19 protein-coding genes are annotated in these 24,455 nt (G+C 72.0%); 11 read left to right on the top strand and 8 right to left on the bottom strand.

What is annotated here, in order from left to right:
- The first annotated feature begins 122 nt into the window (after positions 1 to 122).
- The 3 genes from ACIRPT_RS00850 to ACIRPT_RS00860 are packed head-to-tail and all read left to right on the top strand — an operon-like array spanning position 123 to position 2,843.
- Positions 123 to 965, top strand: a complete 843-nt coding sequence (locus ACIRPT_RS00850) for a CPBP family intramembrane glutamic endopeptidase (protein WP_403820213.1) — start codon at positions 123 to 125, stop codon at positions 963 to 965.
- Entirely contained in the window at positions 955 to 2,229 is a 1,275-nt protein-coding gene (locus ACIRPT_RS00855; RefSeq protein ID WP_403820216.1) for a sensor histidine kinase, read from the top strand. The genes ACIRPT_RS00850 and ACIRPT_RS00855 overlap by 11 nt, the downstream gene beginning before the upstream one ends.
- The gene (locus ACIRPT_RS00860; RefSeq protein ID WP_403820219.1) at positions 2,193 to 2,843 is read left to right on the top strand and encodes a LuxR C-terminal-related transcriptional regulator; all 651 of its coding nucleotides are present in this window, start codon (positions 2,193 to 2,195) and stop codon (positions 2,841 to 2,843) included. The genes ACIRPT_RS00855 and ACIRPT_RS00860 overlap by 37 nt, the downstream gene beginning before the upstream one ends.
- A 71-nt stretch (positions 2,844 to 2,914) precedes the next feature.
- Here the strand turns inward: ACIRPT_RS00860 and sph are convergent, their stop codons facing one another.
- Together sph and ACIRPT_RS00870 are read right to left on the bottom strand one after the other, a co-directional pair.
- Positions 2,915 to 3,895 (bottom strand): sphingomyelin phosphodiesterase, encoded by a 981-nt coding sequence (gene sph, locus ACIRPT_RS00865; RefSeq protein WP_403820222.1) that lies wholly within the window; start codon positions 3,893 to 3,895, stop codon positions 2,915 to 2,917.
- A gap of 115 nt (positions 3,896 to 4,010) precedes the next feature.
- Entirely contained in the window at positions 4,011 to 5,156 is a 1,146-nt protein-coding gene (locus ACIRPT_RS00870; RefSeq protein ID WP_403820224.1) for an acyl-CoA dehydrogenase family protein, read from the bottom strand.
- A gap of 213 nt (positions 5,157 to 5,369) precedes the next feature.
- Here ACIRPT_RS00870 and ACIRPT_RS00875 point away from each other — a divergent pair, with 213 nt between their 5' ends.
- A complete protein-coding gene (locus tag ACIRPT_RS00875) occupies positions 5,370 to 5,957 on the top strand; it encodes a TetR/AcrR family transcriptional regulator (RefSeq protein WP_403821725.1) in 588 nt (195 codons plus the stop codon).
- Between the two features lie 44 nt (positions 5,958 to 6,001).
- Here ACIRPT_RS00875 and ACIRPT_RS00880 read toward each other — a convergent pair whose 3' ends face one another.
- Genes ACIRPT_RS00880 through ACIRPT_RS00895 form a run of 4 tightly spaced genes read right to left on the bottom strand, consistent with a single transcriptional unit; the run spans position 6,002 to position 10,324 of the window.
- The gene (locus ACIRPT_RS00880) at positions 6,002 to 7,477 is read right to left on the bottom strand and encodes an aldehyde dehydrogenase family protein (RefSeq protein ID WP_403820227.1); all 1,476 of its coding nucleotides are present in this window, start codon (positions 7,475 to 7,477) and stop codon (positions 6,002 to 6,004) included.
- Positions 7,474 to 8,355: an oxygenase MpaB family protein gene (locus ACIRPT_RS00885; protein WP_403820230.1), complete on the bottom strand. Its 882-nt coding sequence runs from the start codon at positions 8,353 to 8,355 to the stop codon at positions 7,474 to 7,476. The genes ACIRPT_RS00880 and ACIRPT_RS00885 overlap by 4 nt, the downstream gene beginning before the upstream one ends.
- A gap of 19 nt (positions 8,356 to 8,374) precedes the next feature.
- Positions 8,375 to 9,706, bottom strand: a complete 1,332-nt coding sequence (locus tag ACIRPT_RS00890; RefSeq protein WP_403820233.1) for a DUF6114 domain-containing protein — start codon at positions 9,704 to 9,706, stop codon at positions 8,375 to 8,377.
- Positions 9,707 to 9,724: 18 nt separating this feature from the next.
- The gene (locus tag ACIRPT_RS00895; protein WP_403820236.1) at positions 9,725 to 10,324 is read right to left on the bottom strand and encodes a DUF6230 family protein; all 600 of its coding nucleotides are present in this window, start codon (positions 10,322 to 10,324) and stop codon (positions 9,725 to 9,727) included.
- 157 nt (positions 10,325 to 10,481) lie between these two features.
- Here ACIRPT_RS00895 and ACIRPT_RS00900 point away from each other — a divergent pair, with 157 nt between their 5' ends.
- Both ACIRPT_RS00900 and ACIRPT_RS00905 read left to right on the top strand, forming a co-directional pair.
- Positions 10,482 to 11,411 carry an oxygenase MpaB family protein gene (locus tag ACIRPT_RS00900; RefSeq protein ID WP_403820239.1) on the top strand — a complete coding sequence of 310 codons (930 nt, stop codon included), beginning with the start codon at positions 10,482 to 10,484 and terminating at the stop codon, positions 11,409 to 11,411.
- Positions 11,412 to 11,415: 4 nt separating this feature from the next.
- Positions 11,416 to 12,285 carry an oxygenase MpaB family protein gene (locus ACIRPT_RS00905; protein WP_403820241.1) on the top strand — a complete coding sequence of 290 codons (870 nt, stop codon included), beginning with the start codon at positions 11,416 to 11,418 and terminating at the stop codon, positions 12,283 to 12,285.
- A gap of 89 nt (positions 12,286 to 12,374) precedes the next feature.
- Here the strand turns inward: ACIRPT_RS00905 and ACIRPT_RS00910 are convergent, their stop codons facing one another.
- Positions 12,375 to 13,874: a M1 family metallopeptidase gene (locus tag ACIRPT_RS00910; RefSeq protein WP_403820244.1), complete on the bottom strand. Its 1,500-nt coding sequence runs from the start codon at positions 13,872 to 13,874 to the stop codon at positions 12,375 to 12,377.
- Positions 13,875 to 14,038: 164 nt separating this feature from the next.
- Here ACIRPT_RS00910 and ACIRPT_RS00915 point away from each other — a divergent pair, with 164 nt between their 5' ends.
- From ACIRPT_RS00915 to ACIRPT_RS00925, 3 genes are all read left to right on the top strand, one after another.
- Positions 14,039 to 16,018, top strand: coding sequence for a Xaa-Pro dipeptidyl-peptidase (locus ACIRPT_RS00915; RefSeq protein WP_403820247.1), 1,980 nt, complete (start codon positions 14,039 to 14,041; stop codon positions 16,016 to 16,018).
- A gap of 115 nt (positions 16,019 to 16,133) precedes the next feature.
- Positions 16,134 to 17,429 (top strand): M14 family metallocarboxypeptidase, encoded by a 1,296-nt coding sequence (locus ACIRPT_RS00920; protein WP_403821728.1) that lies wholly within the window; start codon positions 16,134 to 16,136, stop codon positions 17,427 to 17,429.
- A gap of 77 nt (positions 17,430 to 17,506) precedes the next feature.
- The gene (locus ACIRPT_RS00925) at positions 17,507 to 19,243 is read left to right on the top strand and encodes a BCCT family transporter (RefSeq protein WP_403820250.1); all 1,737 of its coding nucleotides are present in this window, start codon (positions 17,507 to 17,509) and stop codon (positions 19,241 to 19,243) included.
- A gap of 49 nt (positions 19,244 to 19,292) precedes the next feature.
- On the opposite strand, the gene ACIRPT_RS00930 is transcribed toward ACIRPT_RS00925, so the two are convergent.
- A complete protein-coding gene (locus ACIRPT_RS00930; protein ID WP_403820253.1) occupies positions 19,293 to 20,279 on the bottom strand; it encodes an FAD-dependent oxidoreductase in 987 nt (328 codons plus the stop codon).
- A 185-nt stretch (positions 20,280 to 20,464) separates the two neighbouring features.
- Between ACIRPT_RS00930 and ACIRPT_RS00935 the strand changes: the two genes are divergently transcribed.
- Both ACIRPT_RS00935 and ACIRPT_RS00940 read left to right on the top strand, forming a co-directional pair.
- Positions 20,465 to 22,459: an FUSC family protein gene (locus tag ACIRPT_RS00935; protein WP_403821731.1), complete on the top strand. Its 1,995-nt coding sequence runs from the start codon at positions 20,465 to 20,467 to the stop codon at positions 22,457 to 22,459.
- A 388-nt stretch (positions 22,460 to 22,847) separates the two neighbouring features.
- Positions 22,848 to 24,410 carry an SDR family NAD(P)-dependent oxidoreductase gene (locus tag ACIRPT_RS00940; RefSeq protein ID WP_403820256.1) on the top strand — a complete coding sequence of 521 codons (1,563 nt, stop codon included), beginning with the start codon at positions 22,848 to 22,850 and terminating at the stop codon, positions 24,408 to 24,410.
- Positions 24,411 to 24,455 lie beyond the last annotated feature (45 nt).

A 24,455-nucleotide genomic window follows, 5' to 3' on the forward strand; every position in this document is an offset into this window, starting at 1 on the left:
GCCTCCGCGGCCGCCTTTGCGTTCCCTTGGCTCAGCCGCCGAGCAGGGGACAGTGATCGGAGACCTCGCCGAAACGGGCCAGGGGTGTATCTGGGTACACCCCTGCCCGGTATCCAGACCCAATGGCGGCGGGCCCGCCGGACGGCATCGTCGATGCCATGCGAAGCAAAGATGCCATGCAGAGCGAACCTGTCGACATCAGGGCGATGGCGCTGTTCCTCGCCGTTGCGTTTCTGGCGGCCGGAGCGCTGGGCGCGCTTCAGCCCGTGACCCGGATACCCGGTGAGGTCATTCAGCTGACGCAGTTCGGGCCCGCGCTCGGGGTGGGGCTTGCCGCGGTGCTGTGGCCGGGGCGGACGCGGGAAGTGCTCGCCGGCCGGGGGCCGGGCCGCAGCGGTCAGGGGGTGCTGCTGCTCGTCACGGCGCCGCTGATCATCGCGGTGAGCGCCGGTGCCTACGCGGTGCTCACCGGGGACGTGCATGCCACGCGGCCGGGTGCGCCGTTCCTGCTGATCGCCGTGGCGCAGCTGATCGGCGCGTGCGGAGAGGAGATCGGATGGCGTTGCTTTCTCCAGCCGCTGCTGCGCACCCGCTTCGGCCCGCTTGCGGCGTCGGTCGCGGTGGGAGTGGTGTGGGGCGTCTGGCACGTCCAGGTTTTCGCCCAACACCCCGCGTACGCGGCGGCGTTCATGATGGCGGCGGTGTCCATGTCGGTCGTGATGGGATGGGCCCTGGAAGGGGTGCGGGCCTTCAGACTGCCGCTCGCGGCGGGCTTTCACGCCCTGATCAACCTCGGCATGCTGCTGTTCATGGATGAGGAATCCGGCGCGGTCCTCCCCATGGTGCTGTTCGGCGCCGCGTGCCTGGCGGCGGCCGGACTGTGGACGTGGACGAGCGTCGGCAGGCCGCGGACGGCGGGGCCGGCAGCGGTTAGGATCCCTCCGATCATGGACGATGTTCGATAAGCCACGTGCGGTCGCCTTCCGCGCCGGTCTCGCCCTCGGCCGGTGCCAGCTGGCGAGCCTGCATGCCCTCGCGGTGTCGGCGGTGGGCTCGCTGGTGGTCCTCGCCCTGCTGCTGATGCCCGTGGGCGTGGGCTTCCTGCTGCTGCCGCCCGCCGCGCGGGCCCTGCGCGGACTGTCCGATCGTTCCCGTGCGCGCGCCGACCGGTGGACGGGCGTCCGTATCGGTCCACCGGAACCGCTGCCCGTGGACCGTTCCCTCAGCGCCCGCAAGAGGTCGGGCGCGATCATCGCCGACGAGGGGTTCTGGCGCGACCTGGCGTGGGCCTGGCTGGAGCCGGTGGCCGGCGGGCTCCTCGTCGCCGTCCCCCTCGCCCTGGCCGAGTACGGGGCGTTCGGCGCGCTGGTGCAGCCGTTCATCTGGCGGCTCATCGACGACGGCAACTGGTACGCGTTCGTCCCCGTGCACAGCGCCGCGACCATGTGTGCCGCGCTGGTGCTGGGACTCGCTTTCCTGGCCGTCGGACTGCTGGCCGCGCCCGCCACGCTCCGGCTGCACACCCGGATGAGCCGGCCGCTGCTTTCCGCGCCGCGCCGCATCCAGCTCGCCCGGCGGGTCGAGCGGCTCACCGACACCCGTACCCGGGCCCTGGACGCCCAGGCCGCCGAACTGCGGCGCATAGAACGGGACTTGCACGACGGAGCGCAGGCCCGGCTGGTCGCCCTGGGCATGACGCTGGACCGTGCCACCCGCCTGCTGGAGACGGACCCGGCGGCGGCGCGCGAGCTCCTGCTGGACGTCCGCCGAACGTCCGAGGGGGCCCTGCAGGACCTGCGCGACCTGGTGCACGGCATCCACCCGCCGGTCCTCGCCGACCGCGGCCTGGGCGACGCCGTCCGGTCGCTGGCGCTCGACTGCTTCCTCGACGTCCACGTCGAGACCCGGCTGCCGGACCGGCTCCCGGCGCCGGTCGAGTCCGCCGCCTACTTCGCGGTGAGCGAGGCGCTGACGAACGCGGCCAAGCACTCCCGGGCCCGCGCGGTCGGCATCGCCCTGACCTGCGAGAACGGCCTGCTGCGCGCAACCGTCACCGACGACGGTCAGGGCGGCGCCGACCCCGCGCGGGGGACCGGGCTGGCCGGTGTGCGACAGCGATTGGATACCTTCGACGGCACCCTCGACCTGCACAGTCCGCAGGGCGGGCCGACCACCGTGACGATGGAGATTCCGTGCGCGTTGTCCTCGCCGAAGACCTCTTCCTCCTGAGGGACGGGCTGATACGCACCCTCCGGGAACACGGCTGCGAGGTGGTCGCGGTGGACAACGGCCCGTCTCTGCTGCGCGCGCTGCTCGACGACGGGGACAGGGCACCGGATGTCGCCGTGGTCGATGTGCGGCTGCCGCCGACCTTCACCGACGAGGGCCTGCAAGCCGCACTCGAAGCCCGTCGCCGGCGGCCCGGGCTGCCCGTCCTCATACTCTCCCAGTACGTCGAGCAGCTGTACGCGAACGAGCTGCTGGCCGGGGGCGAGGGCGCCGTCGGATATCTGCTCAAGGACCGGGTGACCCACACCGGGCAGTTCATCGACGCGGTCCGCCGCGTGGCTGCCGGAGGCACCGTGATGGACCCGCAGGTCATCTCCAAACTGCTGTCGCGCAGCGATGCCCGTGGCACGATCGGCAGCCTGACCCAGCGCGAGCGGGACGTCCTGGAGCTGATGGCCGAGGGCAGGTCCAACGCCGCCATCGCCGCCGGCCTGCACATCAGCGAGAGCGCCGTCGCCAAGCACACCGCGAGCATTTTCACCAAGCTCCGGATCAGCCCGTCGGCGGACGACAACCGCAGGGTGCTGGCCGTCCTGGCCTATCTCAAGCGCTGAGCCGCTTCGCCGCCGGCCACCGGGCGGGCGACGAACGTCCCCCGCCCGGCCCGGTGTCGCCGCAAGGTCAACTAGCCGACATCGGCCACGACAGGGTAGTGATCCGAGAGATTGGTGTAGGTGTAGTCCTTGCCCCAGCTGGAGACCGTCCAGGGCGCCGACTCCTCCTTGATCACCTTGTTCTGCCAGTTGGCGGGCCGGGTGTTGCCCTTGCGGTACAGGACGTAGTCCAGGTCCTCGCGGGGGTCGTTCGGGTACCGGTACTTCGCGATGGAGTTCTCCTGCGTGTCGAAGGAGTACGGGTGGCCCGTGCGGCTGTCGGCGGGGGCGACGTCGGCGTTGCTGAGCAGCGCGCTGTACTCGTCGCTGTGCGAGTCGATGTTCAGGTCGCCGGCCAGCATGACCTCTTCGTCCGCCGGGATGTTCTTGGCGTCCAGGAAGGCGTCGATCTCCTTGAGCTGCTTGGCGCGGTCGGCGGCCGCCTCCCCCGCCTTGCAGCCCGAGTCGGTGGACTGGGTGTGGGTGCCGACGACGTGCACCCTGGTGCCGTTCACGTCCAGCACCGCATAGACGAAGCCCTTGTTGGAGTAGGAGTCCGCACCACAGGCGTCCTTGTAGACGTACTGCTCCTTGCGCACGATCGGCCACTTGCTCAGCAGCGTCACCCCGCCGTCCTCGGGGGTGACGGCCGAGTAGGCGCCGCCGGTGGCGTCCCAGCCGCTCTTGCTGCGGCCGACCACCGGGGTCTGGTGCGGGTACTGCGCCGAGGCGTTGGACTTCAGGGCGTCGGAGGAGGAGTTGTCGAAGGCCTCCTGGAGGACGACGACGTCGTTGCCCTGGAAGAAGTCCGCGGCCGCGATCGCCTGCGCGCGGTGGTCCTGGCCCCAGTTGGGATAGAGGTTCTTGCTCATGAGGAAGGTGTTGTACGTGAGCACCTTCAGTTGAGGGGTGGCGGCGGCCGATGCCGTGGGGGCTGCGGCGGTGAGCGTGACGGCGGCCAGGGCTGCGGCTATCGCGGCGGCCCGGGAAGTGCGCAGCGCTGAGTGCGGCACGGGAACTCCCTATGGGGGGTGGGGGCGTGATCCGGCGACGCTCATCCAACCAGCTGGGGTTACTTCTAGGTAACCGTCCGGGGGGAAGGAGATGGAGGCAAGGGAGATTTACCCGTTAAAGGCCGTAGCTCTTGCCGATGATGTCGCGCTGGATCTCGCTGGTGCCGCCGTAGACGGTGGAGACCACGGCCGTGCGCAGATGGCGTTCCATGTCGTACTCCGTGGCATAGCCGTAGCCGCCCATCATCTGCATGCCCTCCAGGGCGGCGCGTTTGGCGGTTTCGGTGGCCTTGAGCTTCGCCATGGACGCCTCGAGGGGAAAGAGCCGGTCCGGTTCCGCGTCGCAGCGTGCCGCCACCTCCCGTACGAGCAGGCCCGCGCAGGTGATCTCGGTGGCCAGGTCGGCGAGGCGGTGGCGCAGCGCCTGGAACGAGCCGACCGGGCGGCCGAACTGCTCCCGCGCGCGGACATGGGTGAGGGTGTCGTCGAGGATCCGGCGGGAGAGGCCGAGCATGTTGGCGGCCAGGAAGAGGCGTTCGGCGTTCAGGCCGGCCATCAGCTGGGTCCAGGCGTGATCGGCGCGCCCGACCACGGCGTCGGCGGGCAGGCGGACATCGGTGAGATAGACGTCGTTGACCTCGCGGCCGCCCATGGTGTCGATGCCGCGGATCTCGACGCCGATCGTGGCGGCCGGTAGATGAAACATCGTCAGCCCTTCGTGGCGGCCTCCGCCGGTGCCGGTCCTGGCCACGAGCAGGATGTACTCGGCAAGGTGGGCGTTGGAGATCCAGGTCTTGTGGCCATTGATCAGCCAGCCGCCGCCCTCGGTGCGTTCGGCGCGGCAGCGCAGCGCGGCGACATCCGATCCCGCGTCCGGTTCGGACATGGCGATGGACAGCACCTGCCCGGCGACGGCGCCGCCGATCGCGGACTTCTTCTGGGCCGGACTGCCGAATTTCTCGTACGCCTTGGCGGTGATCACGGACGTGATGAAGCCACCGACCGGCACGAGGCCATAGGCGCATTCCTCCAGAAAGAGACAGGCGTCGGTCATTCCGCCGCCGGCGCCGCCGTACTCTTCGGGAAGGCATACGCCGAGCCACCCCAGGGCCGCCAGCCGCGCGTAGAGGGAGGGGCTGTGCGGGCCGCCGGTCTCGGCGGTCAGGGCGTCGCGCTGTTCACGGGTGCCGCACTCGCGGTGGGCGAAGTCGCGCAGCGCGGTGACGAAGTCCCGCTGTTCCGGGGTGAGCGGCGTAGCCATCGAATGCCTCCTGTACAGGGCGTAGTTACAAAGCTATTCGGTTAGTGTCTTTGTTACGAGGACCGTGGGGGCCGATCCGGCCGATCCGCTCGAAGGGGCCGACCGGGCCACCGCATCGCGAGGACGGGAGGGCCGATGGGCCTGCGGAATACGGACGCGACGCCGGCTGTCGTGGCGGGCGGCGGGAATGACGGATCGCTGCTCGCGCGGGCCATGGAGAGCGCGCCGGCCGGGGATGCGCTGACCGAGAAGATTCTCGACGCGGCGCGGGAGCAGTTCATGACGTTCGGGCTGCGGCGGTCCACCGTTGACGATGTGGCCAAGCGGGCCAGGGTTTCGCGCGTCACGGTGTACCGGCGGGTGGGGAACAAGGACGAACTGGTGCAGCAGGTGCTGTTGCGGGAGTACCGGCTGTTCGTGGCGGAGGTGGACGCCGCCGTCGCGGGGCTGCCGACCATGGAGGAGCGGATGGTGGAGGGGTTCGCCGCCATCCTCCGGCTGATCCGGGGGCATCCGCTGATCGGGGGGCTGATGCGGTTGGAGCCGGAGACGATGCTGCCGTATCTGACGCTGGAGAGCGGGCCTTCCTTTCTTGCGATGCGCGGATATCTGGCGGGGCATCTGCGGCGGGCGCAGCGGGCGGAGGGGCGGGCGGAGAGCGATCCGACGCCGGTTGCCGAGCTGATGGTGCGGATCACGGTGTCCTTTCTGCTCAATCCGGTCAGCTGCTTCGCGCTGGACGACGACGATCAGGCGCGGGGGTTTGCGCGCCGGTATCTGACGCCGCTGCTGGGGCGCTGAGCGGGCGGGACGTATCGCGTCCCGTCGACGGGCGGGGGCGGGGCTCACCGGCGGGCGTGGAGCCGCCGCCCGAGCTCCACGGCGCGTTCCACCCGGCGCCGCGACCCCGCGAACGACGTCAGGTCGACGGGCGGCCGGAAGCGCCGCACGGTGACCGCCCGGGGCGCGGCGAAGGCCCGTAGCCCTTCGGCGCCGTGGATGCGCCCGTACCCCGACTCGCCCGAGCCGCCGAACGGCAGGGAAGGTACCGCGGCGAATCCCAGAACCGAATTGACCGACACCGCACCGGAGTTGAGGCGCCCGGCCACCGCCAGCCCGGTGCGCCGGCTGCCCGTGAAGACCGCCGCGCCCAGGGCGTAGCCGCCGGCGTTGGCGCGGGCCACCGCCTCGTCGAGGTCGCGGACGGCGTTGACGGCGACGAGCGGGCCGAAGGTTTCCTCGCGCATGGCGGGGGAGTCCTCCGGGACGTCCACCAGCACCACGGGATGCACATACGGCGGGCGGAGGGACTCGGGGCCGCCGTGGAGGGCGCGGGCGCCGGCGGCCAGGGCTTCCTTGATATGGCGTTCCACGGTGGCGAGTTGGCCGGGGAGGGTGAGCGGCCCGTACGCGGCGTCCGGGTCCGGCCCGGGGTGCAGCGCGCGCACCCGGCGCACGATGCGCTCGCACAGCCCGGCGTGGACCGAAGCGACGGCGTAGACGCGTTCCACCCCGGCGCAGGTCTGCCCGGCATTCGCCATCGCGCCCCAGACGACCGCCTCGGCCGCCTCGTCCAGATCGGCCGAGGCATCCACCAGGACGGCGTCCTTGCCGCCGCATTCGGCGAGGAGGGGGGTGAGCCGTTCGGCGCAGACGGCGGCCACCTTGCGGGCGGTGCCGGGTGAACCGGTGAAGGCGACCTTGTCGGCACCGGAGCGGGCCAGCGCCTCACCGGTCGGCCCCCGGCCGGTCACCGTCTGCAGCAGAGCGGCGTGTCCGGGCACCGCCTCACCGAAGCTCTCCGCCAGCAACTCCCCGACACCAGGCGTCAGTTCGGACGGTTTGAAGACCACCGCATTGCCCGCCGCGAGGGCATAGCCGATGGAACCCATGGGGGTGTAGAGCGGATAGTTCCAGGGCCCGATGACTGCGATGACGCCGAGCGGACGGTAGGCGAGCAGCGCGCGCTGATGGACGGAGAGCGGGCCGGCGGGGACGCGGCGGCGGCCCAGCACCCGGCGGGCATTGCGGGCCGCCCAGTCCAGATGGACGAGGGTCAGCAAGACCTCGGCCCGCGCGTCCCGGACCGGTTTGCCGGTCTCGGCGGAGATCAGCGACGCGAACTCCTCCGTGCGCCGCGCGAGAGCGCGCTTCCAGGCGAGCAGCCGGGCCCGGCGGTCCGCCCAGCCGCATGCGGCCCAGTGGCGCGCCGCCGCACGGGCCCGTTCGACGGCGGCGCGCACCTCCTCGGGGCCGTGCACCGGATGGTCGCCGACCGGTTCGCCGGTGGCGGGGGAGCGGACGGTGAAGCGGGTCGTCATGATGCCTCCTCGCAGGGCAGCGGCGTCAGCGGACGGTGCTGGGCCCAGGCGGGCCCGAGGTCGTCGAGGGTGTAGCCGAAGGGGTACGAGCGGGGCGGGGCGAGGCCGGGGCGCGATTCGGGGCGGGCCGGGGTGAGGCGCACGAAGGCGGCGCGGGCGCGTAAGGCGCAGACCGCCCATGCCGTTGTCCAGGCGGGCTGTCGGGGGAACCCGAGGGCGCGGAGCAGCGGCTCGTCGAGGAGGGCGAGGGAGAAGCGGGCGATGGCCGGGCGCAGTGCGGCCGGGTACCAGGCGGACATGACGCGGAAGGTGGCGTTGGCGACGCGGTGGTTGGCCGGGTCGTACGCGAACATCTCGGCCTCGTAGTCGTCGAGCAGCTTCTCGTACCCGGCCATGGTGCGGGGCGCGCCCTCGATGCCCATCATCTCCGCCATCTTGTGGCCGACCAGGGCGAGCGCCTGGCATTCGTTGGCGCACAGCGGCCGCCAGCCGAAGCGGTCGATCCAGCGTTTGGGGCCGACGACGGTGGTGGCCAGGACGAAGCGGTAGTCCTCGTTGGAGATCTTGTACTTACCGTGGATGCGGTTGAGGTGGCGGGCGGCGGCGCGGCCCCGTTCGGAGTCGAAGCCCTCGGCGGCCATCTCGTAGCCGAAGAGCACCGTGTCGTCGTAGCGCTTCTGCCCGGCGCGCTCGAACTCCTGGGTGCGGTCAAGGAGTCGGGAGATCCTGGGGACGCCATAGTCGCGCAGGAAGGCGATGCTGACGCCCTGCGCGTAGTCCCACGGGAACTCGTACTGGGTGATCCAGCGGAAGATCCGCTCGTAGTCGCGCTCGGGGTCCAGCCGGCGGATCGCGCGCAGGCGGCTGTAGCGGCCCATGGGTGGGTACCTCCTGGGGCTAGCTCTTGGGGTGGCTGCCGAGGACCGTGTAGCGCACCTCGGCGGCATCGACGAGGACCTGGCCCGCGGTGACCGGTTCCATGGTCAGTTCGGGGAGCTGGACGGCGATGGGGAGGTTGGCCGGAACGATGTCCGCACCGATGCAGATCTCCGGGGTGTTGACCTTCAGACCGGGGATCTCGAGGGAGCCCTTGAGGTAGGTGGCGTAGACATCGACGTTACGGATGTCGAGCTGGACGTCCAGGACGTGGGTGCGGCCGTCGGGACCCTGCACCTCGAAGTGGTAGTCGTCGGCGACGATCCGCTCGGCGTGCACCCACAGGACCTTGATGCGGCCGCCGCCCACGGTGGAGAGGTAGGTCGCGCCGTGGATGATCGCGTCGGTGGCGGCCAGACGGTCGGCGCTGACGGTCGGGTGGTACGGGCTGACGGGGTAGACCGCGCGGCCCGGCCCCGGCTGATCGCCCACGACCAGCGGTGGTCTGAGCGCGGTGAGGTCGTCGGGGGCGCCGACCGCGCCGGGCTCCGCCGTCCTGGTGGGGCGGTCGCCTCCGGAGGGCGGCGGCCCGGTCGGGGGGTCGGGGTTGTCGGCGCCTCCCGTGTCCACCCCGGTCAGGCAGGGGAGGGAGACCCGAGCCGCGGCGTCGCGCGGGTCGCCGGCGGCCGGCCGGGCCGCCGCCGAGGGGGCGGCCGTGACCAGCCCGGTGGCGAGCGCGAGCGGCAGTGTCAGGGCGAGGGCGGAAGCGCCCGGCAGCCGCCGGCGCCCCGCACCGGGGCGGGCCGGGGCAGGAGCCGTTGCCGGCCGCCGTTCACATCGTGGTTGCGGTGGTCGTCCGGTGTGTCGGACGCTCCAACCCTCACGCGCTTTTGGGCGGGCGGTCACCACCTCCGTGCCGGCCGCGTCGCGCCGGTGCGGCAGCCAGCCGAACGCCATGGACGAGCCGAGCAGCCCCAGTCCGCAGCCGATCCCGAAGCCGCCGAGGTTGGTGGTGGCGAGCGAGACGAGCGAGGTGATGGCGGTGACGACCGAGACGAACATCCGTTGCGCGGGGGCGAAGAGGAAGAAGAGGCCGCCCGCGATGAGCACCAGGCCGACGCCGATCGCGGACATGGCGCCGATGCCGACCTTGAGCATCAGCGGCAGCGGCGCCAGCGGCAGGACGATCATCTCGACGCCGCCGGCCACCGCCCACACCGCCGCCCAGAACGGCCGGCGCCGGCGCCACGCCCGTAGCGGCCGGCGCAGCCCGGGGGCGGGCAGTATCCGGTCGAACCAGCTGCCGAACTCCTTGGCCAGCTCGGCGAGAAAGCCGAGGACGAAAGTGATCACGGGTAGCTCACCTCCCGGCTAGTAGCACTCTTTGCCGCTGTCGCTCAGCTCGATCTCGACCTTGTCGAGGGTGAGCGAGCCGCCGTTCGAGGCCCAGGCCGTGCTCCGGACGTCACGGGCGAGCGCGGTGCTCGCCTGGACGCCGAACAGTCCCGGCGGGCCGCTGACTCCCGGTGCGGCGGTGAGCGTGGCGGCGTCCCGGCCCGCCTGTACTCCCGTTACCCGGCCTCCGCTGCTGGTCAGCGCGTCGGCGTTGACGACGAGGTTCTCGCCCTTGATGGCCCGTTCGCCGCCCGACCGGACGAGCAGCGACACCTCGCCGACCAGCGGCAGCCGCTGCTTCATCGACAGACAGACCCCCTTCGCCGTACCGGACTTGATGCCCGCGAGCAGTACGGCGTGCCCCTTGCCGTCCTTGCTGCCGAGGGACGACGGGAAGCTGGAGATCCCCTGGCCGGTGATCTCGTCGGCGGAGACCTTGAAGTTCTTGCCGGAGACGGCGAACGACGCGGCCATCGCGCCCTGCGCCAGCGCGATGACGACCGCGCCCATGCAGGCGACGCCGGGCATCAGCAGCACGGCGGCCCGCTTCCAGTGGGTGCGTCCTTCGGTGCTCAACTCACGTTCTCTGACTGCCATTTCGGGGCCCATGACAAGGTCCTCCCGATGAGTGAGTCAATGTTACAAAGACTATTGACTTGTTTCACGAGCCGCGTCAACACTGCTGACACGGATTCACATCCACCGGTGCCGCACGCGTACCCCAGGAGGCCGGATGAGCACCGCGACATCAGCCCACACCCCTCCCGAACCGGCGCCCGGACCGACCGCGCAGGTGCGGGCACCTCGCCGCGGCGGCGCTGCCTGGCGTCACTTCGGCGACACCCGAGCCTTCCTGACGTCACCTCAGCTGTTGCTCCTCCAGGTCGCCCACCCCGTCGTCGGCGCCGGCGTCGAGGACCACTCGGACTTCCGCGCCGAGCCCTGGCAGCGGCTGCTGCGCACCGTCGGCTCCCTGGGCACCGTCATCTACGGAGGTCAGAGCGCCGCCACCGCGGAGGCCCGGCGGCTGCTGGACGTCCACCGGGCGATGAAGGGCGTCGACGCGCAGGGCCGCCGCTACCACGCGCTGCACCCCGAGGCGTACCACTGGGTGCACGCCACCCTCGTCCGCGGTCCGGTCGACGCCCTCAGCCTCTTCGGCAAGGGCATGACCGAGGAGCAAACGGCCGAGTACTACCGCGAGATGAGGGACGTGGGACGCGTCTGGGGGCTCAAGGACCACCATCTGCCGCCCGACTGGGACGCGTTCTGCGCCTACTATGACTCCATGGTCGAGGACCGGCTGGAGATGAACCAGTCGGTACGGAACGTCCTCGACGAGCTGGCCCGTCCGCAGAAGCCACCGGTGTGGTGGGTGCCCGCGCCGCTGTGGCGGCCGTTCGCCGCCCTCGCCGCGCACTATGCGCTGCTGGTCACCGTCGGCGTACTGCCGCCCGTGCTGCGCGAGCGCCTCGGCCTGACCTGGACCGGGCGGCAGCAGCGACGGCTGCGGCGGTTCGCCCGGCTGGTGCGCGCCCTGATGGCGCTGGTGCCGCCGCCGCTGCGGATCGCCCCGGCCATGTTCCTGGCGTACTGGCACACCCACAGGCCGGGTACCGATCCTCGCGCCCGCCGTCCCCTGGGGGAGTCGTATGATGTCTAACGGGGTGAAACTGGTGAAACCCGGACGACAAGACCCGATACCCCCGCCGCCGGGAGGAGTCCTCTGGTCGCTGGTCGGGGACATCCGCATGCTGCTGACGCTGCCCGCCGCGCTGACGATGCAGGTCGCGCACCCCGCGGTGGGCGCCGGCGTGGACGAACACTCCGTATTCCGTACGGACCCCTGGGGCCGGGGCGAGCGCTCGCTGGTCTCCCTCCAGATGTGGGTGTACGGAGGCGAGGAGGCCGCCGAGGAGGGGCGCCGGCTGCGGCGGCTGCACAAGAGCATCCAGGGCACCGATGCGCACGGCAGGAAGTACCACGCGCTCAGCCCCGCCTACTACGCCTGGGTGCACGCCACCGGCTACCCCGTCTTCCGGCACGCACAGCGCTATCTGGGCCGCCCCTTCACCGAGGCGCAGGAGCGGCGCCTGTACGCGGAGTGGCTCCAGGTCGGCCGGGTCCTGGGCATCCGCGACCGCGATATGCCGCAGACGATCGAGGAGTTCTGGCCGTACTACCGCAAGGTCCTCGACAACGATCTCGAAGAGACCGCCGTCGTACGGGAGTTGCTCGCACCACAGCGGCCGATGCCGGTGCCCGGACGCGGCCCGCGCCCGCTGCTGGCACTGCTCCGGCTGACCTGGCCCTGGGTCTATCCGCGCTTCGCACGGCTGCGGCGCTTCGTCACCGTCGGGCTGATGCCGCCGGACGCGCGGTGCGCCATCGGCCTGGAGTGGACCGACGAGCAGGAGCGGGCCCTGCGCCGCTTCGGGCGGGTGGTGCGCGCCGTGGTGCCCCTGCTGCCGGAGCGGGTGCGCTATATGCCGCTCGCGCGCCGCGCCCGGGCGGCCCACCGGGCGGCACACGGCTGACACGGCGAGCGGAGCCGGGGGCGCGACACCCCCGGCTCCGCTCACTCGCTCCTCGCGCAGTCCTCATCGAGGCGCCGCGACGTCAGAAGTCAGTGCCCGTGCGCCTCGTGCACATCATTCGTGGCCGCGATCGACTGCCACGACTTCGGCTGTGCCACCGGGACCTTCCGCGCGTCGATCGCCAGGCCCTTGGCGGCCCCGGCGGACGGCTTCGCGGACCGGAACAGCCAGGCGTCGAAGAAGTCGCCGAGCTTCTTCCCGGACTTCTTCTCCGCGAACTTCACGAAGTCGGACACCGAGGCGTTGCCGTACCTGTTCTCCGTCGGCCAGGCCTTGAGGATCTTGAAGAAGACCTTGTCGCCGACCTTGTTGCGCAGCGCCTGGAGGGCCAGCGCGCCCCGGTCGTAGACCGCGATGTCGAACTGGTTCTCCGCGCCGGGGTTGCCGGGCTTGACCTTCCAGAACGGGTCGTCGGCAGGGTGCTGCTCGTAGACGTAGTCGGCGAGCTCCTGCGCGGTGCCCTCGCCCTCCTTCTCCGACCACAGCCACTGGCTGTAGCGGGCGAAGCCCTCGTGGACCCAGATGTCCTTCCAGTCCTTGAGGGACACGCTGTCCCCGTACCACTGGTGTGCCAGCTCGTGGACGACCACGGACACATTGGCGCCCTTGTCGAACGCCTTCGCCCCGTAGAACGGGCGGGTCTGGGTCTCCAGCGCGTACCCGGCCGGCACGTTCGGCACATACCCGCCCAGCGCGTTGAAGGGGTACGGGCCGAAGAGGCCCTCCTCCCACTCCACGATCTCGGCCGTGCGCTCGATGCTGGCCTTCGCCGCGTCCGCGTTGCTGCCCAGGTCCTTGCTGACGGCGTTGATGACCGGCAGGCCGTTCGCGGTGGTGTCCTTGGTGATGTCGAACTTGCCGACCGCGAGCGTGGTCAGATACGTCGACTGCGGCTTGTCCGAGCGCCAGTTGTAGCGCGTCCAGCCGAGCTTGGACGTCTCCGACAGCAGCACGCCGTTGCTGAGCGCCTGGGTGCCGTCCGGGACGGCCACCGAGATGTCGTACGTCGCCTTGTCGGTGGGGTGGTCGTTGCTCGGGTACCACCACACGGCGGCATCCGGCTCCTGCGCCACCACACCGCCGTCGGGCGTGCGGGCCCAGCCGCTGTACCCGTCGATCTTCACCTCCGAGGGCTTGCCCGCGTAGCGGACCACGACGCTGATCCGCTTGCCCTTCTCCAGCGGCGCGGCCGGGGTGACCTCCAGCTCGTGCTTGCCGGACGTCGTGTACGACGCCTTCTTGCCGTTGACCCGGATCTCGCTGACCTTGAGGCCGAAGTCGAGGTTGAACCGGTCGAGATCCTCGGTGGTGGTGGCGAGCAGCGTCGCCGTCCCCTCCAGCAGGTCCGTCTTGGGCTGGTACTTGAGCCGCAGGTCGTAGTGGGAGACGTCGTATCCGCCGTTCCCGCTCTCCGGATAGTAGGTGTCGCCCACGCCCGGAGCTCCCGGGTGGAAAGCGGCCGCGGATGCCGGGATCACCAGCAGCAGGCTGAGTACGGCCGCACCCGGGACGATAAGTCTGTGACGCACGAGTCCTCCAACTCGTAGGGGAGATGGATCTCTTGGGAGCCTATGTACTCATCCGGACCACCGTCATGTCCATGGCCACATCCGACACATGATCGACATCTCGCCGTCACGGACCTTCGAGTGCCCCCTTCTGCGGGGGAGTTGACCCGCGCTAACGTCCGCCCGTGACGATACGTGCGCGGATACCCCGCATCCCCTGGAAAGCGCTCGTGACGGCGGCCACCGTCGCCTTGTTGTCCCTGCTCATCGGACCGAACGGCGCGGGCGCCACGCCCGCCTCCGCCGCGCCCGGCGAGAGCAGACCCGTGTACTCCTACGACCACGCGATCCGCGAGACGGTCTGGGTGGACACGCGGCTGGACGGCGACGCGGACGGCAGAACCGACCGGGTCGCCGTCGACATCGTGCGGCCGCGCGAACCGGCCCAGCAGGGCCACCGGGTACCGGTGATCATGGACGCCAGCCCGTACTACTCCTGCTGCGGCCGCGGTAACGAGAGCCAGAAGAAGACCTATGACAGCAAGGGCCGCCCGGTCCAATTCCCGCTCTTCTATGATAACTACTTCGTGCCGCGCGGCTATGCGACCGTCCTGGTCGACCTGGCGGGCACCAACCGCTCCGACGGCTGCATCGACATCGGTGGACGCTCCGACATCCGGTCGGCGAAGGCCGTGGTCGACTGGCTGGGCGGCAGGGGGCGCGCCTATTCCGCCCGTACGGGAGGCAGACCCGTCGCCGCAGGCTGGTCCAACGGCAGCACCGGCATGATCGGCAAGAGCTGGGACGCCACCATCGCCAACGGCGTCGCGGCCACCGGGGTCAAGGGCCTCAAGACCATCGTCCCGATAGCCGGCATCTCCTCCTGGTACGACTACTACTTCGCCAAGGGCGCCCCGCTCTACGACTCCGGCCCCGACGCGCTGGCGACGGCGGTCGAGAGCCCCGAGGCGCAGAAACGTTGTGCCGCCGAACAGCAGAAGCTGGTCGAGGGCGCCCCGCGGACCGGGGACTGGACCGGCCTGTGGACCGAGCGGGACTACGTCCGCAACGCCGCCAAGGTCCGCGCCAGCGTCTTCATGGTGCACGGGATGCAGGACCTCAACGTCCGTACCCGGCACGCCGGACGCTGGTGGGACGCGCTCGCCCGGCACGGCGTCGAGCGCAAGGTCTGGCTGTCCCAGACCGGGCACGTGGACCCCTTCGACTACCGGCGCGGCGCCTGGGTCACGACCCTGCACCGATGGTTCGACCACTATCTGATGGGCTACGACAACGGCATCGAGCGCGCGCCGATGGCGGACATCGAGCGCGCGCCGGACAAGTGGTCCACCGATGCGCAGTGGCCCGCGGCCGGCACGGCGGCCACCACGTTGCGGCCCCGTAACGGCAGCGCGCCGGGCGTCGGCGTCCTGGGCACCAAGCCCGCACCGCAGGGCGCGCAGGCCGCCTTCACCGACGACCCGAAGCTGAGCGAGGCCGACTGGGCGGCGGAGATCGACCACTCGACGCCCGGCAAGGCCGGCTTCACCACCGGCCCGCTGTCCGCACCCCTTCGGCTGTCCGGCGCCGGCAAGGTGACCGTCACGGCCACCCCGAGCACCTCGACCGCCCATCTCTCCGCCGTCCTGGTGGACCTCGGCCCGGACACCATCCGCAACTACGGCGCCGAGGGCGAGGGCATCACCACGCTGACCGAGCGCACCTGCTGGGGCGTCGGCAACAAGGGCGACACCGGCTGCTTCAAGGAGACCGCCGCCGACACCCAGAAGGTGGCCCACACCGTCTTCAGCCGCGGCTGGGCCGACCTCGGCAACTACGCCGACGACCACAAGGGCCGCCCGCTCACCCCGGGCACGCCGTACACGATCACCCTGGACCTGGCCGCGAGCGATCACATCGTGCCGGCGGGCCACCGCCTCGCGCTGATCGTCGCGGGGACCGACGCGGGCCTGATCGACCCGCCGTCGTCCAGGCCGAAGCTGACCCTCGACCTGCGCCGTACCGCCGCCGAACTGCCGGTGACCGGCGGCGCCGCGGCGTTCGCCCGCGCCACGGCGGGCGCCTCACCGGGCGCCGTGACGGGTGCGCCGCTGGACGGGATCGCACCACCGCGTTCGATCAGCCGCATACCCTCCGCGGGCTGATCCGGCCGGGGCCGCCCCACCAGGGCGGCCCCTTTCCCCTCTCCTCGACCCAGGGAGGCACCTCGTGAGACCCCGCTCCCGCAGCCTGACCCTCGGCGCGCTGGCCGTCACTTTGATGTCCACGCTCGCCGCGACCCTGTCCACCGCCCCCGCCGGCGCGGCCGGACCGCATGTCCCCCGTACCGGCTTCGAGACCAGTCACGGCGCCCGGTGGACCACCCAGCCCGAGGAACAGGCCTTCCTCGCCGCCGTCGACCGTGCCACCCCCCGGGTACGGATCGACCGCATCGGCGTCACCCGGCAGGGCCGCCCGGTGCAGCTCGTACGGATCGGCGCCCCCGCCCCCGAGCGCCCCCAGGACGTCCGCCGCGGCAACTCCGTGCTGTTCATCTGCTCCCAGCACGGCGACGAACCCTCCGGACGCGAGGCGTGCCTCACCACCGTCCGGAACCTCGCCTACGCCAAGGACCCGGCGACCCTGCGGTTCCTCGCGCACACCACCGTGCTGGTCGTACCGACCGCCAACCCCGACGGACGGGCGGCGGACACCCGGGGAAACGCCGACGGCACCGACATCAACCGCGACCACCTCGCGCTGGAAACCCCCGAAGCCCGCGCCATGGCCTCCGTGATCCGCGACTACCGCCCCGACACCCTCTACGACCTGCACGAATACAGCGCCACCGCCCCGTACTACGTGAAGGACCTGCTGTCCCTGTGGCCGCGCAACCTCAACACGGCGGACGCGGTGCACCGCGAGGCGACCTCGCTGTCCAAGGAATTCGTCGAACCGGCCGTCCAGGAGCAGGGCTTCACCACCGGCGTCTACGGCATCTGGACCGACCCGGAGACCGGCGAGCCGGTCAAGCAGGTGGCCGGCGACGGCCAGGAGCGGATTCTGCGCAACACGGCGGGCGTCAAGGGCTCGGTCGGACTGCTCGTCGAGACCCGGGTCGATGCCCTCACGGACGCCGAGAAGGCCGATCCCGCGCTCAACAACAAACGCCGAGTCGCCTCCCAACTCGCCGCCCTGAACGGTGCGTTCACCTTCCTCGACCGTCACCGCGCGCGCATCGAGGCGGCCACCACCGCGGCCCGGACCGCCGGACACGCCGACCGGGGCCCGGTCTATCTCGGGGGCGCCGACAACGACCCGGCGTCGGACGACGAGGTGCTGGCCGACCCGCCGTGTGCATACCGCCTGGATGCCGGCCAGTTCCGGCGGGTCGAAAGCACACTGCGCCTGCACGGCGTCAGCTGGCGGCGGGCCGCCGACGGGGGCGCGGTCGTCCCTCTCAGGCAGTCGATGCGGAAGCTCGTCCCGCTGCTGTTGGACCGACGGGCCGGTTATCACCTTACGGTCGCGACGCCGGTGCGGTACTGCGACGCCGTGATAGGGGGTAACAGGTAAGGAAAATATGGCCAATTGAAAGGCAAACAGTGTCGGACACAGTCAAGGAATCGGGAGACGGAGGTGGCCCGCCTCCGGTGACGGAGCTGCCGGACGCCGCTCACCGGACGACGCCCCCACAGACCGACCGCGTGGTCTTCGGTGTCACCGCCCTGCTCACCCTGGCGTTCATCGCCTGGGGAGCGGGCTCCACCGAATCGCTCAAGAACGTCTCGACGTCGATGCTCCACTGGGTGATCGACAACGGCGGCTGGGCCTTTGTGCTCGCCGCCTCCGGCTTCGTCATCTTCGCGATCTGGCTGGCCGTCAGCAAGTACGGCCGGATCACCCTCGGAAAGGAGGGCGAGGAGCCGGAGTTCCGCACGGTGTCATGGGTCGCGATGATGTTCAGCGCGGGCATGGGCATCGGCTTGATGTTCTACGGCGTCAGCGAGCCGCTGGGGCACTTCACGAGCCCGCCGCCGGGCACCGCCCCCAAGGACTCCGCCCAGGCGATGGACACGGCGCTGGCCACCACGCTGTTCCACTGGACGCTGCACCCCTGGGCCATCTACGCGGTCGTGGGGCTGGCCATCGCGTACAGCTGCTTCCGGCGGGGGAGGCGGCAGACGATCAGCGCGGTGTTCACCCCACTCATCGGCGAGCGGCGGGCGAACGGCTGGGGCGGCCAGATCATCGACATCCTGGCCATCTTCGCCACCCTCTTCGGCTCCGCGGCCTCGCTCGGCCTCGGCGCCCTGCAGATCGGCAGCGGCATCAAGGTACTGGGCTGGATGGACAGCGTCAGCACCACGCTGCTGGTCGTCATCATCACCGTCCTGACCATCGCCTTCATCCTGTCCGCGGTCTCCGGCATCGCCAAGGGCGTCCAGATGCTGTCCAACATCAACATGGTGCTGGCGCTGATCCTGGCGGTCTTCGTCTTCGTCGTCGGACCGACCGTCCTCATCCTCAACCTCGTGCCGACCTCCATCGGCTCCTTCATCGGGGAGCTGCCGCAGCTGGCGGGCCGTACGGAGGCGAGCAGCGGCAGCGATGTGGGCGGCTGGCTGCGCAGCTGGACCGTCTTCTACTGGGCGTGGTGGATCTCCTGGACGCCCTTCGTGGGCATGTTCATCGCCCGGATCAGCCGCGGCCGGACGATCCGTCAGTTCATCGGCGGCGTCATCCTCGTCCCCAGCGTGGTCAGCCTGGTCTGGTTCGCCGTCTTCGGCGGCTCGGCCATGAAACTGCAGGACGGCAAGCAGCTGAACGGCTCGGCCACCTCGGAGGGCCAGCTCTTCGACGTGCTGCACCAGTACCCGGTCGCGACCGTCACCAGCATCCTGGTGATGATCCTGGTCGGCATCTTCTTCGTCTCGGGTGCCGATGCCGCCTCCATCGTGATGGGCACCCTCTCGCAGAAGGGAACCTTCGAGCCCACCCGGCTCGTGGTGGTGTTCTGGGGGGTCGTGACCGGCGCGGTCGCCGCGGTCATGCTGCTCATCGGCGGTGGCTCCGGCGATGCGCTGACCGGACTGCAGAATCTGACGATCCTGGTCGCGGTGCCGTTCATGCTCGTGATGATCGCCATGTGCTGGGCACTGATGCGGGATCTGCGCAGCGATCCGCTGATCGTGCGCGGGCAGAAGGGCGAGGAGGTCGTCGAGATGGCCGTGATCGCGGGGCATGAGCAGTACGACGGCGACTTCGCGATCCAGATCGGGCCGGGCAACGGCGAGGCGAGCGGCCAGGGGAGCGGCGACGGCGTGGCCGAGGTGGTCGTCGAGGTCTCCAAGGACGGCGGCCCCGGGAAAGCCGACGCCGAGAGGTAAGCGAGCGGAGGGGCGCGGAGGGCCGGGCGCACCGGCCCTCCGCGGCCGCTCAGCCCGGCAGCGCCGCCTCCCGGACCAGCGCGGCCACTTCGTCCGCACAGCCCCACGCCACGGTCACGCCCGCACCACCGTGCCCGTAGTTGTGCACGCACAGCGCTCCGCCCGGCAGCCGCTCCGCCGCCAGCCGCACCGCCGAACGGGCCGGGCGCAGCCCCACCTTGTGCGCCAGGACGCGGGCCCGCGCCAGCTCCGGGAAGCGCCGGGCGCACCGCGCCACGACCGCCTCCGCCACCGCCGGGTCCGGCTCCCGCGCCCAGGCGTGCGCGCGGGCCGTACCGCCGAGGACGACGCCGTACGGCTGAGGCAGGACGTAGGTCGTCTCGTCGGCCCCGGGGTCCGCGGAGACGTACCACTCCTCGATGCCGGGATTCTCCACGATCACCAACTGGCCCTGCACCGGGTGGACTTCGGGGTCCGGCACCAGCTCCCTGGCCCCCAGCCCCGAGCAGTTCACGACGACCGCGGCCTCCTGCCCGGCGGCCTCCAGGGAGGCCAGACCACGCCGTTCCACCGTGCCGCCCGCGTCCCTCAACCGCCCCTCCAGATAGCGCAGATGGGCCGGCATGTCGACCAGCGGCGTACGGGCCCGCCAGCCGGCCCGGCACCCCACGGGAAGCTCGTCCGGGCGCGCCCGCCGCAATCCGGGGACGGCGTCGTACCACGCGGCCAGGCCGTCGTCCCGGTCCGGGGCGGGGTCGGTCATGGTGCCCGTCACCATCCGCGCCCCCGTCTCGGCCGGGCGCCGCGCCAGAGCCTCGAACACCTCGAAGGACCGCAGGGACCACCGCACCGCCCGCTCGTACGGCCGGATGCGGTACGGCCAGCACAGCCCGCCGGCCACCGCCGACGTCGTACCGTCCGCCGCCTCCCGGCTCACCACCCGCACCCGGTGTCCCGCCTCCGCCAGCGCGACGGCCGACGTCAGCCCCGTCACACCGCCGCCGATCACCAGCACCTCATTTGCATGGATCGTCATGCCGGGACGCTAACCGTGGGCGGCACCGTCGAAAAAGAGGACGATGGCGGGGCGGCCCTGCCGCGCCCCGGAAGCCCCGCCCGGCGGCGCCATCGCCGCGTGATCTTCGCGTAACCCGCCGGCCGTCATCCGGACAAAACCGGACCTTAGGCTGGTAGCAGCACCGTCGGCCGATGAGGAAACCCATGCCCCGCGCCCCGCGCGCCCTGCCCGCCTGGCTCGCCCACCCCTTCCGCTGGCAGCGGCTGCCCGTGCCGTGGCCCGCCGTCGCCCGCGGCGCGCTGTGCGCGGGACCGCTGCTCGCCGCGGGCATCGCCACCGGCCATCTGGCGGCCGGCGTACTGACCGGGCTCGGGTCGATGCTGGCCGGCGTCAACGACCGTCCCGGCACCCGCCGCACCGGCATCGTCCACATCGGCCTGCCCGCCCTCGCCTCGGCGCTCGGCATACTGCTGGGCGCCACGCTCCAGGCGGCCGGCGCGGACTGGTGGACCGTGCCGGCGCTGTTCGCGGTCGGCTACGTCTCCGGCGCGGGAAGCGTCGCCGGACCCGTACGCTCCACCGCCGGCATGCAGATGCTGGCCACCACGATCCTGGGCGCCGGCATGCCGCTCCCCGGCGCGCCCTGGGAGAAGGCCCTCTACGTCCTCGCCGGCTGCCTGTGGCTGCTCCTGCTGCGTCTCGTACTGCGCCCGCCGCGCCCCGCGGGCGGCGCCCTCAGCGGCGAGCGCGCGGCCGTCGCCGCCGTCTTCGACGCGCTCGCGGACGCCCTGGGCGCGGCCGGCGGACCCGGCGCCGAGCCCGCCCGCCGCCGGCTGACCGCCGCCCTGGACCGCGCCGACGAGGCCCTGCGGCTGCGCCGCCTGACCCGTGGACTGCTGCGCCGGCCCGCCCGTACGGAAGAGCTGCTGCTCGCCGGGCGCTTCGCGGCGGGGACGGCCCTGTGCGAGGCCGCCGTGGCGCTCCTGTGGGAGGCCCGCCCGCTGCCGTCCCGCGTCGCGCAGAGCCCCCGGAGGTTCGCCGACGCGCTGCGGAGCGGGCGCCCACCGGGACGGCTGTCCGCGCCGGAGTCCAGTTCGGCGGCGCGGGGCGCCTTCGACCGCGCCCTGCTGGACGCCGCGGTCGCGTTCGCCCGCACGGAGCCGCTGCCGCAGCCGGACCGGCCGGCCTCCGGCGACACCGAGCGCCCGTCCCCGGCCCGCCGGGCGCTCGGCGTCATCGCCCGGCGGACCCGCCCGGGCCGGGGCCTCCTCGAACCCGCCGGACGGGACTACGGCCTGCGGGTCGCCCTCTGCATCACCGCCAGCGCCGCCGTCGCCCTGCTGCTGCGCGCCGACCACTGGTACTGGCTCCCGGTGACCGCCACCTTCCTGGTCAAACCGGACCTCGGCCCGCTGTTCTCCCGTACGGTCAACCGCTTCGCCGGTACCGTCGCGGGCGTACTGATCTTCGCCGCGGCCGGGCAGCTGCTGACCTGGTCGGGGGCCGGGGCGTGGTGGCCCGCCGCGGTGGCCGGAGCGGGCGGCGCGCTGCTGCCGTTCGCCACCCGCCACTTCGCGCTGCAGACCGTCGCGATCACCGTCATGGTGCTGTCGTTCGTCCACGTCGGCGGGGACCCGCAAGCCGCCGCGGAACGCATCGTCGACACCTCCATCGCCTGCGGCATCGTCCTCGTCGTCGGGCATCTGCCGCGCCTCGCCGACTCCCGCCGCCGGGTCGGCCAGCGGGTCGGCGCGGCGCTGCGCGCCACCGAGCGCTTTCTGCGGCACGTCCTTCGGTCCGCACCCGGACAGGACCCGACCGAGCGGCTGGCCCTGCGCCGCGCCGCCTACCGGGCACTGGCCGAGGCCCGCACGGCGGCCGAGACCGCCGCCGCCGAACTGCGCACCGCCCGCGACCGCGACCCCGACTGGCTGACCGCCGTCACCGCGGCCGAGCGCATCGCCGACGCCGCCACCGCCTGCGCCGTTCGCCTCGACCACGGCGCCCGCCGCCCCACCCCCGAAGAGGCCGAACGGCTGTGCCGGGCGCTCTCCGCGATGGCCGACGCCTTCGGACATCCGCGCCGCCGGGACACCGGCGCAACCGCCCCCGCGCTACGGGCCGACCCGGACTGCGCCACCCTCACGGACGTGGCCGCCGAACTGGAGCGTCTGCGGGGGTACGCGGGGACGGTGTAGCGGTCGTGCGGGCGGAGCGGCCGGCATTGCGCGTGGCCTCCGCTCTTATGGCGGCCTCGCCGGTGACGGTGACGGTGACGAGCTCGGCGTCGGTGAACGCGCCCGGGGGCGAATGGCGCGATCTCGGGAGCGGGGGGCGAGCCGACGGCCGTCGCTGGGCAGTACCCCGATCGCCGATGGCCGATCGGCGCGCCCGCCCGCGCGGACCGGTCGAACCGTCCAGGGCCGGACGGGTGTTGGCGATGGCCCGGCGCCGCGGTGCGCGCTGCGGAGGTGGCGGTCGCGGTGAGGGTGGTGAGGACGGCGAGACCGTATCGAGCCCCCGTTCCCGCAGGTCGCATAAGGTGATCGTTGGGTAAGGGGCGACAGCGCGTCACGGGGGTGGGTCATGCGGACCGAGGCGGATTCAGGGGGCGTGCCCAGGGCGGTGGAGGACGGCTCGGTCACAGTAGGCGGATCGATCACCGGTGACGGATCGATCACCGGAGCCGGCGCGGTCATCGCAGGCGCTGCCGTCACCGACGACGAACTCGCCGCCTTCGACCGCACGATCGCCCGGTTGCGTGCGCTGCCGCTCGACGACCCCAGGCGGGTAAGGGCGGAGCGGGCCGCAGGGACGCTCGTACGGGAGGCCCGGATGGTCCGGCGCAAGGAGCGCAGGCGGCAGCAGGCCGCGGCCGACGCCGCCGTACTGGCCGCAACGGCCACCGGTGCACCGGAGCGGCGCGAGGACACCGCCCTGGACCAACGGGCCGGCACGGTAGGCGAGTTGAGCCGCCCGCGCCGCTGCTACGTCTGCAAAGCGCTGTACCGGCGGACCGACTCCTTCTACCACCTGCTCTGTCCCCCGTGCGCCCGCGACAACGCCGGGCATCGCGCGCTCCGTACGGATCTGACCGGGCGCCGGGTGCTGCTCACCGGCGGCCGGGTCAAGATCGGGTTCCAGCTGGCGCTGATGATGCTGCGCGATGGCGCGGAGCTGCTGGTCACCAGCCGGTTCCCGCGGGACACCCGGCGCCGGTTCGCGGCCGCGCCGGGCAGCGCGGACTGGCTGGGCCGGCTCACCGTCATCGGCATCGACCTGCGCGACCCCCGCCAGGTGCTCGGGCTGTGCCAGGCGCTGCGGGAGGAGGGCCGCCCGCTGGACGTCCTCGTCAACAACGCGGCGCAGACCATCCGCCGGGCGCCCGCGTCGTACGCGCTGCTGACGGCCAGGGAGCGGGGCGAACTGCCGGACGGGATACGCCTCGCGCCCGGTTTCCGCAGCGACCTCGCGCTGCTGGACCGGCGGCATGCCGGCGCGCTCGGGCTCGTACCGCGGGCCGCAACCGCCCCCGTACCCGGGACCGCCGTCGCACCCGCGTCCGCATGCGTACCCACGCCCGCACCCGTACGCGCACCCGCCGCGACGCCCGGTCCGGCGGCGGAACTCACCGTCGACGAGGCCGGCCTGCTGCCCGACGCCTCGCCCGCCAACTCCTGGACGGTCCGCCTGGGGGACCTCGACCCCGCCGAGCTGCTGGAGACCCAGCTCGTCAACGCCCTTGCGCCCACCCTCCTGTGCGATCGTCTGCTGCCCCTGCTGCTCGCCTCGCCGCACCCCCGCCGCTATGTGGTGAACGTGAGCGCCGTCGAGGGGCGCTTCGCGGTCCACAAGAAGACCGGCCGCCATCCGCACACCAATATGGCCAAGGCCGCCCTGAACATGCTCACCCGCACCAGCGGACCCGAACTCGCCGCCCACGGCGTCCACATGTGCAGCGTCGACACCGGCTGGATCACCGATGAGAACCCGCTGCCCATCAAGGACCGGAGCGCACGGGCCGGCTTCCGTACGCCCCTGGACATCGTCGACGGCGCGGCCCGCGTCTACGACCCGATAGTGCGCGGCGAGGCGGGCGACCCCGTCTCCGGCGTCTTCCTCAAGGACTACCGGGAAGCCGACTGGTAGCGGTGCCCGGCATCCCGCGGAGCGCGACCTGACAGCCGGCCCGAA

Source organism: Streptomyces sp. NPDC101227, assembly GCF_044767545.1.
Lineage (GTDB): Bacteria > Actinomycetota > Actinomycetes > Streptomycetales > Streptomycetaceae > Streptomyces.

Coding starts and splice junctions, on each gene's coding strand:
- ACIRPT_RS00850 (WP_403820213.1), top strand. CDS start 123: ATGGCGGCGGGCCCGCCGGACGGCATCGTCGATGCCATGCGAAGCAAA.
- ACIRPT_RS00855 (WP_403820216.1), top strand. CDS start 955: ATGTTCGATAAGCCACGTGCGGTCGCCTTCCGCGCCGGTCTCGCCCTC.
- ACIRPT_RS00870 (WP_403820224.1), bottom strand. CDS start 5,156: ATGGCTACGCCGCTCACCCCGGAACAGCGGGACTTCGTCACCGCGCTG.
- ACIRPT_RS00875 (WP_403821725.1), top strand. CDS start 5,370: ATGGAGAGCGCGCCGGCCGGGGATGCGCTGACCGAGAAGATTCTCGAC.
- ACIRPT_RS00880 (WP_403820227.1), bottom strand. CDS start 7,477: ATGACGACCCGCTTCACCGTCCGCTCCCCCGCCACCGGCGAACCGGTC.
- ACIRPT_RS00885 (WP_403820230.1), bottom strand. CDS start 8,355: ATGGGCCGCTACAGCCGCCTGCGCGCGATCCGCCGGCTGGACCCCGAG.
- ACIRPT_RS00900 (WP_403820239.1), top strand. CDS start 10,482: ATGAGCACCGCGACATCAGCCCACACCCCTCCCGAACCGGCGCCCGGA.
- ACIRPT_RS00920 (WP_403821728.1), top strand. CDS start 16,134: ATGTCCACGCTCGCCGCGACCCTGTCCACCGCCCCCGCCGGCGCGGCC.
- ACIRPT_RS00930 (WP_403820253.1), bottom strand. CDS start 20,279: ATGACGATCCATGCAAATGAGGTGCTGGTGATCGGCGGCGGTGTGACG.
- ACIRPT_RS00935 (WP_403821731.1), top strand. CDS start 20,465: ATGCCCCGCGCCCCGCGCGCCCTGCCCGCCTGGCTCGCCCACCCCTTC.
- ACIRPT_RS00940 (WP_403820256.1), top strand. CDS start 22,848: ATGCGGACCGAGGCGGATTCAGGGGGCGTGCCCAGGGCGGTGGAGGAC.